The following is a 12,027-nucleotide window of genomic DNA, read 5'->3' as shown; positions in this document are numbered from 1 at the left end:
TAACAGAACTGTCATCATCGCTGCGGATAATCCGTTTCGTTCCCGTCACGGCGGGAGCTCACCCGAAACCGGGAAAGCTGAATTCACGAGACTGGAGAATCCGTACATGTTCAAGAAGAGCTTCATCGCGACCGCCGTTGTTGCCCTCAGCGCCTCCTTTGCCGCCCCGGCCATGGCGCGCGACAACCTGCAGATCGCCGGTTCGTCGACCGTGCTGCCGTTTGCCAGCATCGTCGCCGAGGAGTTCGGTAACGCCTTCCCGCAGTTCAAGACCCCGGTGGTCGGCTCCGGCGGTTCGTCCGGCGGCCTGCGCCAGTTCTGCCAGGGCGTCGGCGCCAACACCATCGACATCGCCAACGCCTCCCGCGCGATCAAGTCCTCCGAAGTCGAGGCCTGCGCCAAGGCCGGCGTGAACAAGATCATCGAAGTGCAGATCGGCTACGACGGCATCGTGTTCGCCTCGCGTGCCGACAAGGGCAGCTTCGCGCTCCAGCCCAAGCACGTCTTCCTGGCCGCCGCCGCCCAGGTGCCGCAGGACGGCAAGATGGTGAACAACCCCTACACCCGCTGGTCGCAGATCGACAAGTCGCTGCCGGACCAGGAGATCGTGCTGGTGATCCCGGCTTCCAACCACGGTACCCGTGAGGTGTTCGAGGAGAAGGTCACCCACGCCGGCTGCGAGACCTTTGCCGAGGTCAAGGCGATGGACAAGGACGCCAAGAAGAAGGCGTGCAACAACCTGCGCCAGGATGGCCGCGTGATCGAGATCGCCGGTGACTACACCGAGACGCTGGCCCGCCTGCAGGCCCAGGGCGATGCGGTCGGCGTGTTCGGCCTGAGCTTCTACGACCAGAACCGCGACCGCCTCAAGGTGGCGACCGTCAATGGCGTGACGCCCAGCCTCAAGACCATCGGCTCCGGCGAGTATCCGGTCTCCCGTCCGCTGTTCTTCTACATCAAGGGTGAGCACGTCGGCGTGATCCCGGGCCTCAAGGAGTACGCCGAGTACTTCCTGAGCGATGCGGTGTCCGGTTTCGGCAGCCCGCTTGAGGCGGCCGGCCTGATCCCGCTGTCCGACGACGAGCGTGCAAAGATCCTCGCCAACGTGCGCAGCGGCAAGACCGTCAAGTAAGCGCTGGTCGCGCGGGTGGCCGGCTGCGCCGGCCGCTCGCGCAGCAAGCTGCAACAATCGCCCCGAACTCGCCCCCGATGCGGTTCGGGGTGATTGCCGAATGCCCACAGCGGAGTCGAAATGAATAACTGGGTACTGATCTGCGTGCTGCTGATGCTGATGGCGATGGCCTATCAGTTCGGCCTGTCGCGCAGCCGGTCGGTGGCAGGCGCAAGCCAGGTGCGCATGCATTCGCGGCCGGGCTACTACGGACTGCTGGTGGCCTTGTGGTGCGGTCTGCCGGCGTTGGCGGTATTCCTGCTCTGGAGCCTGTTCGAGCCGAGCATCATCCGTTCGGCGGTGCTCGATCAGCTGCCGGCCCATCTGGCCGGGCTGCAGGGCGCAGAGCTCGACGTGCTGATGCGTCGCATCCAGCAGATCGCCTCGGGCTTCGGGGTCGCCGGCGAGCCGGAAGCCTATGAACTGGCCGCCGCCGAGCGCATGCGCAGCCTGCAGGATACCGGTCGTCTGGCGATGATTGCCTCGATGGCGGCGCTGGGCCTTGCTGGCCTGGTATACACCCTGCGCCGCATCAGCCCGAAGCTGCGCGCGCGTAATCAGGTCGAGACGGTGTTCCGCGTGCTGCTGGTGGTGTGCTCGACCATCGCCATCCTGACCACCGTGGGCATCGTGCTGTCCATGGTCGGCGAGGCCCTGCATTTCTTCCGCTTCGTCAATCCGGCGGACTTCTTCTTCGGCACCGTGTGGAATCCGCGCTTCTCCACCACCGGCACCGGTGGCCAGGGCGACTTCGGCCTGCTGCCGTTGCTGTGGGGCACGCTGATGGTCAGCTTCATCGCGCTGCTGGTGGCCGTGCCGGCGGGCCTGATGACCGCGGTGTACATGGCCGAGTACGCGCCTGCCTGGCTGCGCGCGGTGGCCAAGCCGGTGATCGAGGTGCTGGCCGGCGTGCCGACCATCGTGTATGGCTTCTTCGCCCTGGTGGTCGTCGGTCCCTTCTTCTTCGGCGCGGGGCAGGCGGTCGGCATCGACATCCGCGCCACCAGCGCGCTGACCGCCGGCGTGGTGATGGGGATCATGATCATCCCCTTCGTGTCCTCGCTGTCCGACGACATCATCACCCAGGTGCCCAAGACGATGCGCGACGGCTCGCTCGGCCTGGGGGCGACCAAGTCGGAGACCATCCGCAAGGTGGTGCTGCCGGCGGCGCTGCCTGGCATCGTCGGCGCCTTCCTGCTGGCGGCGAGCCGGGCCATCGGCGAGACCATGATCGTGGTGCTGGCCGCGGGCAACAGCCCGGTGCTGCACGCCAACCCGTTCGAGGCGGTGTCGACCGTCACCGTGACCATCGTGAACCAGCTCACCGGCGATACCGACTTCGCCAGTCCGCAGTCGCTGGTGGCCTTTGCGCTGGGTCTGACGCTGTTCGTGATCACCCTGTCGCTGAACGTCGTTGCGCTCTACATCGTGCGCAAGTACCGCGAACAGTACGAGTAAGCCGTGGAAAGCAAAGCTATGGAAAACGACAAGTCCGTTGCCGGCCGGCAGGAACCGTATGCCCAGCGCAAGCGCGTCGAAAGCTCGCTGGCCCGCCGCCACGGCGCCGAGCGGCGCTTCCGCGCGGCCGGGATGGCGGCGGTGCTCTTCGGCCTGGGCATGGTGGCGCTGCTGTTCATCAGCATTCTCGGCAAGGGCCTTCCCGCCTTCTGGCAGGCGACCGTGGTCACCGAGGTGTATTTCGACCCCGAGGTGATCAAGGTCGATCCGCGCCCCGAGCCCCTGCCGGGCGAGACGCCCGCCCAGTTGCGCGAGCGCGAGATGGCCTGGCAGACCCAGCTCACCATGGTGAACTGGAACCGCATCATCGAGAACGCCCTGGCCACCCACCTGCCCGAGGTCGAGGATGCGCGCACCCGCGCCCGCCTGCGCCAGCTGGTCACCAGCGGGGAGCGCTTCGCGCTGCGCGACATGGTGGTGGCCGACCCCGGCCTCATCGGCCAGCGACTCAAGCTCGACCTGCTGGCCGATGCCAACGTGGACGTGTGGCTCAAGGGCAACATCGACCGCAGCCTGCCCGACAGCCAGCAACAGCTGTCCGCAGACGTGCGCGCCTGGGCCGACGACCTGCACGAGCGCGGCATCATCCAGATGAAGTTCAGCACCGCCTTGTTCGGCAACCCCGATTCGCGCAGCTCGCTGGCTTCGGCCGGCCTGGCGGGCGCCTTCGTCGGTTCGGTGTACATGATGGCCATCGTCATCCTGCTGGCGGTGCCGGTCGGGGTGGCGAGCGCGATCTACCTGGAAGAGTTCGCCCCGCGCAACCGCTTCACCGACCTGATCGAGGTGAACATCAACAACCTGGCGGCGGTGCCGTCGATCATCTTCGGCCTGCTGGGCGCGGCGGTGTTCATCAACTGGTTCAAGATGCCGCTGTCCGCCCCCGTCGTGGGCGGTCTGGTGCTCTCGCTGATGACCTTGCCCACGGTGATCATCGCCACCCGCTCCACGCTGCAGGCCATCCCGCCGTCCATCCGCCAGGCGGCGCTGGGCATCGGCGCCTCCAAGGTGCAGATGATCCTGCACCACGTGCTGCCGCTGGCTCTGCCGGGCATCCTCACCGGGGCGATCATCGGCGTGGCCCAGGCCATCGGCGAAACCGCGCCGCTGCTGCTGATCGGCATGAGCGCCTTCGTGGCTTCGGTGCCGGCGACGCCGCTGGACCAGTCCACCGCGCTACCGGTGCAGATCTATCTGTGGCAGGGTAACGAGCTGCGCAACTTTTTCGAAGCCCGTACCTCTGCCGCCATCATCGTGCTGCTGGCCCTGATGCTCAGCCTGAACGCGCTAGCCATCTGGCTGCGCAAACGATTCGAGAAAAGGTGGTGAGTATGAAAATGGAAGATACCGTCATGCGTGCAACGCTGGCCAATGCCGAGAAACTCGCGGGCGCGGACCGGACCGCGCTCAAGATGACCGCCCGCGACGTGCGGGTGTTCTATGGCGAGTCGGAAGCCCTGCACGGTGTGAACCTCGACATCTACGCCAACGAGGTGCTCGCCTTCATCGGCCCTTCGGGTTGCGGCAAGTCCACCTTCCTGCGCTGCCTGAACCGCATGAACGACACCATCGACGGATGCCGGGTGACCGGGCGCATCGAGCTCGACGGCGAGGACATCTACGACCGCTCGCTCGACGTGGTGCTGCTGCGCGCGCGCGTCGGCATGGTGTTCCAGAAGCCCAACCCCTTCCCCAAGTCGATCTACGAGAACATCGCCTACGGCCCGCGGCTGCACGGCCTGGCCAGTGGCCGCGCGGAACTCGACGAGATCGTCGAACGCAGCCTGCATCGCGCCGGCCTGTGGGACGAGGTGAAGGACCGCCTGGACCAGCCGGGCACCGGCCTGTCGGGCGGCCAGCAGCAGCGCCTGTGCATCGCGCGCGCGATCGCGGTGAGCCCGGAGGTGATCCTGATGGACGAACCGTGCTCCGCGCTGGACCCCATCGCCACGGCCAAGGTCGAGCAGCTGATCACCGAGCTTGCCGAGAGCTACACCATCGTCATCGTCACCCACAACATGCAGCAGGCCGCGCGCGTCTCCAAGCGCACCGCCTTCTTCCACCTGGGCAACCTGGTGGAGGTGGACGAGACCACCAAGATCTTCACCAGCCCGACCGATACGCGGACCGAGGACTACATCACCGGCCGCTTCGGCTGAGCGCAAAGGGCGCATTGGCGCCCTTTGCTTTTGCGTAATTGTTCAAGTGTTGTTGAAAAGTTGAATTTCGCGTACCCGCATTCGTCCATCCATTCCGGAGAGCTTCCTCATGGCCACCGAACGCCTCTTTAACGTCCTGTTCCTGTGCACCGGCAACTCGGCGCGCTCCATCCTTGCCGAGGCCATCCTCAACCGCGAGAGCATGGGCCGCTTCCGTGCCTGGTCGGCGGGCAGCCAGCCCAAGGGGGCGGTGCATCCGCGCGCGCTGGAACTGCTCGGCAAGCTCAACCATCCGCTCGACGAGCTGCGCTCCAAGAGCTGGGAGGAGTTCGCCGCGGCGGACGCGCCGCGCATGGACTTCGTCATCACGGTCTGCGACAACGCCGCGGGCGAGGTCTGCCCGGTGTGGCCCGGCCAGCCGATGACCGCGCACTGGGGCGTGCCCGACCCGGCGGCGGTGGAAGGCAGCGAGAGCGAGCGCCACCTGGCCTTCGCCGACACCTACCGCATGCTGCGCAACCGCATCGGCATCTTCGTGAACCTTCCGCTGGCGGGCCTCGACCGGCTCAGCCTGAAGGCGAAGATGGACGAGATCGGCAAGACGCGCGACACCCAGGCGGGGGAGGCGGTCGACCGCTAGCGCGGGGCGAGCCGCCAGAGCGCGGTGCGCTCGGCAGCGCGCGCGGCGTGGAGCGGATCAGATGCGTCTGCGGCCCGGGGGTGGCGCGGGGCGACCTCCAGCCGCCCGATCACCCGCAGGCCGGCTGCGGCGATCCAGTCCTCCAGCTGCTGGCGACTGCGCAGGCCGAGGTGCTCGGCGAGGTCGGAAAGGATCAGCCAACCCTCGCCGCCAGGCGTGAGGTGTGCCGCCAGACCATCGAGAAAGCCGCGCAGCATGCGGCTGTCGGGGTCGTAGATGGCCGCATCCAGTGCGGAACTGGCGCGTCCGGGGAGCCAGGGCGGGTTGCACACCACCAGCTCGGCCTGGCCGGCGGGGTAGAGGTCGGCGGCCTCCAGCCGCACCCGCCCGTCCAGTCCCAGGCGCTGCAGGTTGTCCTGCGCGCAGGCCAGCGCGCGCGGCGAGTTGTCGGTAGCGACGATGCCCTCCACCCCGCGGCGCGCCAGCAGCGCGGCCAGCACGCCGGTGCCGGTGCCCAGGTCGAAGGCGAGCCGGGTGGGGACGGCCGGCAGCGGTGCCTGCATCAGCAGGTCCAGGTATTCGCTGCGGATGGGCGCGAACACCCCGTAGTGCGGATGGATGCGTGCGCCGAGCGCGGCGACTTCAAGCCCCTTCTGGCGCCATTCGTGCGCGCCGATCACCCCCAGCAGTTCGCGTAGCGACAGCGCGAAGGGCTGCTCAGGCGAGGGACCGTAGGCCTCCAGACAGGCCGTCGCGACATCCGGTGCGCGTCGCAGCGCGATGCGGTAGCCCGGCTCGCAGGGCACCAGCAACTGGCCGAGCAGGCGGGCGCGCTGGGCGCGGGCGAGGCGTTCGCGGTGGAAGATCTCGGTCAGGTTCGCGCTGCCGCCGCTTTTCCGCGTCGCAGGCTTGCCTTTGCCGGCGCTGCGCTCCACCCGGCGTCCGAGCGCCTGCAGCAACTGGCGGGCGTTGTGGTAGTCGCCCTGCCACTGCAGCGCGCCGCCCTGGCTGAGGATGCGGTAGGCGGCATCGGCGGTCGTGCGGTCGTCTGCAAGGCCGATCTTGCGCGGCGGCGGGGCGTCCGTGGCCGACAGCCATTCCAGTTCGTGGGTGCCGCCTTCGTCCTGCCAGGTGATGATGCCCATGCTGCCTTTCCTTGCGTCCTTGATCGATACCGGCGGAGCTGCTCGCGCCGAGGGCCAAGTATCGCCGATCCGGGCGCAAGCCGGCGGCACGATCATGAAGTGATCGCTCGCGCGGACGGGCGAGGGCGGTGTCCCGCGGTATGACCGGGGGCAAGCGATGTGGTGGCGGCACGCGGCTTGTTCCGGCGTGCTCGAACGGGGCTAGAATGCCGGCGTTCGATCCATTCCGGGTAGCCATGAGCAGCATGTACCAAGTGCCTCCTTCCGCTTCCAGCACGCCGATGCCCGCGACGATCCGCGGGCTTTGTCGTCGCCCGCTGTTTTGGGTGTCGCTGTGGGTGATGTATGCGCTCGCCGCGCTGGCCTACCTTGGCTATCAGGATGCCGTGTCGGGCCTGATCTGCGGGGTCGCGTGAATCTTCGTCAGGCATTCCGGCGCGAGCGCGGTTTCGACGCCTTGTTGTCGCCCTACCGTGAGCGGGCCGACCGCATCATGGTCGGGATGAATCTGTTTCTGCTGCTGGTTTGTGCGGCCCTTGCGCCCGTGCGCGACACCTGGCTGGCGGTCCTGCTGGTCGGTGTGCCGACGATGGCGCTGTCCTGGTGGCTGATGCGCAGTGCCGGGGGAACCCTGCTGACGCGCATCTTCATGGCCTGCGCGTTCATGGCCTTCACCGGCCTGATCATTCACCAGACCGGTGGCGACATCGAGGCGCATTTCACCGCGTTCGGCTTGATCGGCGTGCTGCTCTACTACCGCGACTGGCGAACCATTCTTGCGGCCACGATATTCATTTACCTCCACCATCTGGTACTCGGCTTCGCGCAGACGCGCGGCGTGGCCGTCTACGTATTCGATACCGGGGCCTACTGGCGCACCTTCGCCATTCATGTGGCCTATTTCCTGCCCTTCGTCACCATGATGGGCTACCTGGCCGTCTGGTTGCGGCGTGAGGGCCATGAGGCGGCGCACGTGATTGCACTGGCCAACGAAATCATGCGTGGCGATCTCACCAAGCGGGTCGAGGTGAGCCAGGGCAGCCTGCAGATGCCGCTGATCTCCGCGGTGGTGTCGATGCGGGATCGCTTGCTGGACCTGATGCGGGTGCTGCCGGTCCCGGCCGCCGTGGTCAGGATGGATACCCAACAGGTAGTGACGGTCAATCGCAGCTGGGACGAGCAGTGTGCGGCCATTCCGGACCGGCCGACGCCCTTTGCGCAGTGTCCGGTGTGGGCGGAGCCGGAAACCTGGCCCGCGCTGATTGCCCGGGTGGACGGTACGTCCGATCGGGTGCTCGACAAGGTCGAGGTGGTCATGAAGCGCCGTGACGGCGCCAGCGCGTTGTGCGAACTGTCCCTGATCCTGCTCGACGATGCGGTGCCGGCGATGGCCATCGTCACCGCCGAGGACATCACCCAGCGCCGCCAGGCGGAGCTGGAGATGCAGCGGTTGGCCTACCGTGATGCGCTCACCGATCTTCCCAACCGAGCCAGCCTGTATCGCGAACTTCGGGCGCAGATGGCTGCGGCGGCGCATCGTTGCGCGGTGGTGATGATGGACCTCGACGGTTTCAAGCCGGTCAATGACCGCCTCGGGCACGATGCGGGCGACGCAGTGCTGCGCATCATCGCCCAGCGCATCCAGCACACCGCGCGCGACACCGACTTCGCGGCGCGGCTGGGGGGCGATGAATTTGTCATCGTGCTGCGCGACTGTCGTTCGGCCGACGAAGCCGAAGTGGTGGCCCGGCGTTTCATCAAGGCCATTGGCCGCCCGGTAGTGCTGGAAGGGGTCGCGGAGGGCCTCAGCATCGGTGCCAGCGCCGGCGTCGTGCATTGCAGCGCCGGCGCCGCGGATATCGAGCAGTTCCTGAAGCAGGCCGACGTTGCAATGTATCGCGCCAAGAACGCCGGGCGAGGCTGCGTGGTGGTCTATCAGGCCGGGTCCGAGCCCCATGACCTGATGCGCGCGGATGCGGGTAGCACCTGACTCAGGTGCGAGCCGGTATGGCGGGACGACCGACCGCCGCCAGATAGGCGCCGAGCGCCAGCGCCATGATGCCGGCCAGCAGCAGGGCCATCGCGCCGTAGCCGTCGCCGTCGGCCACCAGCAGGGCGATGGCGAGCGGCGCCGCGGCCTTGGCGATGAAGGCCGGGCGGGCCAGGCGGCCCATGGTGTCGCCGTAGGCGGCGCGGCCGAAGAGTTCGGCCGGTACCGTGCCGCGCACGATGGTCATGACCCCGTTGGCTGCCCCGTAACACACCGCGAAACCGAAGGCGAGCCACGGTGACAGGTCTGCGGTCCACAGCATCAGCATGCCGGCCAGCGTGAATGCGAAGGCCAGCGTGCCCACCCGCAGCGGGCTCACATGGCGGGCGAAGGCGAATTCCAGCACCCGCCCGGCGACCTGCATGGGGCCGATCAGGCTGGCGGCGAGAATGGCCGTCTCGGGGAGCAGACCGCTGGCCGCGAGCGCGCCGACGCCGTGCGCGCCGATCGCCGAGAAGACGAAGGCGCCCAGCGTGAAGGCTGTGGCGAGCCAGGCGAAGGCCGCGCCATGCACGCGGGGAGTTGGTGTCGCGGTTGCGGCCGGGCGCTCGTCGTCCGCTTTGCCGTCCGGCTGCCGGGCAGGGTCCGGCAGCCCGAACCAGAACAGCGGCAGTACGACGCAAAGCAGGATCGCGGCGAATACGCCCCAGGCGGTGCGCCAGCCGGCGTGTTGCTCGATGGCCCAGGCGAGCGGCCAGAACGCGGTGCTGGCCAGCCCGCCGAACAGGGTCAGTGCGGTCAGCGCCTTGCGGTAGGCCGGGCCGGCGAGCTGGCTGAGCGCCGGGAAGGCGGCGTCGTAGGTGGTGGCCGCCAGCGCGACCCCGGCGAGCAGCCAACCGGCGAACAGTGTGGCGGGCCCCTGCGCGAATGCGACGACGGCCAGCGCCGCCGCGCCGGTGAGCGTACCCGCGGCCAGCACCCGCCGCCCGCCGTGGCGGTCGATGGCGCGCCCGACGTGCGGTGAGGCCAGCCCGGAGACCACCAGCGCGGCCGAGAAGGCGCCAAACACCAGGCTGCGCGGCAAGCCCAGGTCGTCGGCCATCGGTCCGGCGAGCACGGCGATGGCGTAATAGAGGCTGCCCCAGGTGACGATCTGGCTCAGGCCGAGCACCACCACCACGCGCGCCAGCAGCGCGCGGGGCAGGGTGGGCAAGGCAGGCGCGGCAGCGTTCATGCGCAGCAGGTCCGCGCTGCGCTATCGGCCGGTTTGCCTGCCGGTGTGCAGCAAGCGTTCTTCACGGCGTCTGCTGCCGCCTGGCGACGCGGTTCGACCGTGCAGCAGGCGCCGTCCGCTGCGTCGGCGAGATCCGTCGAACACACGCCGGTTTCCGGCAACTCCAGGCGCACCTCGTCGGCGGCCGCCAGGTCACCGGCGAGCGCGGCTACCACCGAGCGCACCTGCTCGTAGCCGGTGGCCATCAGGAAGGTCGGCGCACGTCCGTAGCTCTTGGCGCCGACCACGTAGAAGCCGGGTTCCGGGTGGGCCAGTTCGCGGTGGCCGTGCGGGCGCACGGTGCCGCAGCTATGCACGTTGGGGTCGATCAGCGGGCCGAGCGCGGCGCTGCTCTCCAGCGCCGGGTCGAGCGCGGTGCGCAGTTCGCGCAGCATGGCCAGGTCCGGCCGTGCGCCGGTGGCGCAGATGATCTGGTCGAGGCCGGTGAGCGGCGCACGCTGCGGGTCGTCGGCATCGACCGCGAGCCGGTCGCCGTCGCGGCGCAGCGCGTGAACGCGGAAGCCGGTGACCAGTTCGATCCGTCCGGCGTCGAGCAGCGCGCGCAGCGCCATGCCGATGGCACCGCGTGCGGGGAGGCCGTCGGCTGCGCCGCCGCCCAGCGTGCGGGCCGGGCTCGTGCCGCGGATCGTCCAGACGATGCGCATGCCCGGCGCGGTTTCGGCCAGTTCGGCGAGCGCCAGCAGATTGCCGGCGGCCGAATGCCCGGCACCCACCACCAGCACGCTGCGCCCGGCGTAGCGGGCGCGCTCGGCGCCGAGGATGTCGGGCATGCCGTAGCGGACGTGCGCGGCGTGCTCGGCTTCGCCCAGCCCCGGCAGGCCGTCGGCGCCGAGCGGATTGGGCTGGCCCCAGGTGCCGGAGGCGTCGATCACTGCGCGGGCGTGCAGCAGGGTTTCGCCGTCCGCGGTGCTCAGGCGCAGAACGAAGGGCGCCCGCTCGCGCCCGGCGGACTTCACCCGGTCGGTCGCCCGGCGGCTGATCGCGGTCACCCGTGTGCCGAAGCGGATCGCGCCGGCGATGGCTGGAAGCGCGGCGAGCGGGGCGAGGTAGCGATCGATCACTTCGCCGGCGCTGGGAATGGCCTCTTCGTCCGGCGCCTGCCAGCCGGCGGCGGCCAGCAGGCGGGCGGCGGCGCGGTCCACGTTGAAGCGCCACGGCGAGAACAGGCGCACATGGCGGAAGTCCTCGTAGCTCTGGGCGATCTGCGGTCCGGCTTCGAGCAGCACGGCGGGCAGGCCGCGCTCGACCAGGTGGGCGAGGGCGACAAGGCCGACCGGGCCGGCACCGATCACGGCGACCGGAAGCGGGGTGGCGGCTTGGGTCATGGGTGTCTCCTTTTGTATTCGGCGAATACCGAACACTGTAGTTAAAAAAATCAGCAGCAGGCGCGCGCGGCCAGCGCGTCGATCAGTTGGCGCAGTTGCGCGACGCGTGCGGGATTGACGCAGTAGCAGGTGCGCTGGTCTTCGGATTCACCCAGCACCAAGCCGGCCTCCTTGAGCACGCTCATGTGCTGGGAGACGGTGGACGGCGCCTGCGGCAGCAGCTCGGACAGTTCGCCGAAGTAGCATTCGCCGATGGCCGCCAGGTGCTGCAGGATGCGCACCCGCACCGGGTGGCCGAGCGCCTTGCACAGAAGCGCGAGTTCTTCGGCATCGAGGGCGGGCAGCTTCGGCGTAGGGGGGGGCGTGGGCATGTCTGCAGGGTCGGTGGTGCTATGAGTGTTCGTAGTTTAGCGAATAACGAAGAAAGGTCAAGCAAGGGGACCCTGGGGAGGTTTCCCGTTGCGGCATCAGCGCAGGGCGGCGCTCAACTGGTCGACCAGTTCCGCCCAGTCCGCGTCGTCGCGCAGTTCCTCGCGCAGGAAGGCGGCCTGTGCCGTGGTCCAGAAGGGGGCATCCGCGAGTTCGACCTCGTCCGGCAGAGGCCGGTGGCCGTCGATGAATCGCCGGATGGCCTCGTTGTCGTTCGGCAGGCCAAGCTGGGCGAACAGGTCGCTGAACGCGTGGGTGGGGCTTTCCATCGTCTTGTCCTCCTGTCGTTCTAGGTACCGGGTCCGACGAGTGCGTCGATGGCTGTCGGCCTCGCGGGAGCATGTTCCCGCTACAGC

At 68.6% G+C, this 12,027-nt stretch carries 12 protein-coding genes; 7 read left to right on the top strand and 5 right to left on the bottom strand.

Annotated features, from left to right (window positions below):
- The first annotated feature begins 106 nt into the window (after positions 1 to 106).
- From IAI53_RS09365 to IAI53_RS09345, 5 genes are all read left to right on the top strand, one after another.
- Positions 107 to 1,132 carry a substrate-binding domain-containing protein gene (locus IAI53_RS09365; protein ID WP_187717823.1) on the top strand — a complete coding sequence of 342 codons (1,026 nt, stop codon included), beginning with the start codon at positions 107 to 109 and terminating at the stop codon, positions 1,130 to 1,132.
- A 120-nt stretch (positions 1,133 to 1,252) separates the two neighbouring features.
- Positions 1,253 to 2,629, top strand: a complete 1,377-nt coding sequence (gene pstC, locus IAI53_RS09360) for a phosphate ABC transporter permease subunit PstC (protein ID WP_187717822.1) — start codon at positions 1,253 to 1,255, stop codon at positions 2,627 to 2,629.
- A gap of 3 nt (positions 2,630 to 2,632) precedes the next feature.
- Positions 2,633 to 4,018 carry a phosphate ABC transporter permease PstA gene (gene pstA / locus IAI53_RS09355; protein WP_222948192.1) on the top strand — a complete coding sequence of 462 codons (1,386 nt, stop codon included), beginning with the start codon at positions 2,633 to 2,635 and terminating at the stop codon, positions 4,016 to 4,018.
- An 8-nt stretch (positions 4,019 to 4,026) separates the two neighbouring features.
- Positions 4,027 to 4,848, top strand: a complete 822-nt coding sequence (pstB, locus tag IAI53_RS09350) for a phosphate ABC transporter ATP-binding protein PstB (protein WP_187717821.1) — start codon at positions 4,027 to 4,029, stop codon at positions 4,846 to 4,848.
- A 109-nt stretch (positions 4,849 to 4,957) separates the two neighbouring features.
- Positions 4,958 to 5,488 carry an arsenate reductase ArsC gene (locus IAI53_RS09345; protein ID WP_187717820.1) on the top strand — a complete coding sequence of 177 codons (531 nt, stop codon included), beginning with the start codon at positions 4,958 to 4,960 and terminating at the stop codon, positions 5,486 to 5,488.
- Here the strand turns inward: IAI53_RS09345 and IAI53_RS09340 are convergent.
- Entirely contained in the window at positions 5,485 to 6,633 is a 1,149-nt protein-coding gene (locus tag IAI53_RS09340) for a methyltransferase (protein ID WP_187717819.1), read from the bottom strand. The genes IAI53_RS09345 and IAI53_RS09340 overlap by 4 nt on opposite strands.
- A 236-nt stretch (positions 6,634 to 6,869) precedes the next feature.
- Between IAI53_RS09340 and IAI53_RS09335 the strand changes: the two genes are divergently transcribed.
- Together IAI53_RS09335 and IAI53_RS18745 are read left to right on the top strand one after the other, a co-directional pair.
- The gene (locus IAI53_RS09335) at positions 6,870 to 7,049 is read left to right on the top strand and encodes a hypothetical protein (protein ID WP_187717818.1); all 180 of its coding nucleotides are present in this window, start codon (positions 6,870 to 6,872) and stop codon (positions 7,047 to 7,049) included.
- The gene (locus IAI53_RS18745; RefSeq protein ID WP_187717817.1) at positions 7,046 to 8,623 is read left to right on the top strand and encodes a diguanylate cyclase domain-containing protein; all 1,578 of its coding nucleotides are present in this window, start codon (positions 7,046 to 7,048) and stop codon (positions 8,621 to 8,623) included. Before IAI53_RS09335 ends, IAI53_RS18745 begins: the two co-directional genes overlap by 4 nt.
- A gap of 1 nt (position 8,624) precedes the next feature.
- On the opposite strand, the gene IAI53_RS09325 is transcribed toward IAI53_RS18745, so the two are convergent.
- The 4 genes from IAI53_RS09325 to IAI53_RS09310 form a co-directional block, all read right to left on the bottom strand.
- Positions 8,625 to 9,857 carry an MFS transporter gene (locus tag IAI53_RS09325; protein ID WP_187717816.1) on the bottom strand — a complete coding sequence of 411 codons (1,233 nt, stop codon included), beginning with the start codon at positions 9,855 to 9,857 and terminating at the stop codon, positions 8,625 to 8,627.
- A complete protein-coding gene (locus tag IAI53_RS09320) occupies positions 9,854 to 11,242 on the bottom strand; it encodes an NAD(P)-binding domain-containing protein (RefSeq protein WP_187717815.1) in 1,389 nt (462 codons plus the stop codon). Before IAI53_RS09320 ends, IAI53_RS09325 begins: the two co-directional genes overlap by 4 nt.
- Before the next feature lie 50 nt (positions 11,243 to 11,292).
- On the bottom strand, positions 11,293 to 11,613 hold the full coding sequence (locus IAI53_RS09315) for an ArsR/SmtB family transcription factor (protein WP_187717814.1): 321 nt from the start codon (positions 11,611 to 11,613) through the stop codon (positions 11,293 to 11,295).
- Positions 11,614 to 11,709: 96 nt separating this feature from the next.
- Positions 11,710 to 11,940, bottom strand: a complete 231-nt coding sequence (locus IAI53_RS09310; RefSeq protein ID WP_187717813.1) for a DUF2789 domain-containing protein — start codon at positions 11,938 to 11,940, stop codon at positions 11,710 to 11,712.
- Positions 11,941 to 12,027 lie beyond the last annotated feature (87 nt).

This window comes from Thauera sedimentorum (assembly GCF_014489115.1).
GTDB classification, from domain to species: domain Bacteria; phylum Pseudomonadota; class Gammaproteobacteria; order Burkholderiales; family Rhodocyclaceae; genus Pseudothauera; species Pseudothauera sedimentorum.
This window is presented reverse-complemented; position numbering and strand designations above follow the sequence as displayed.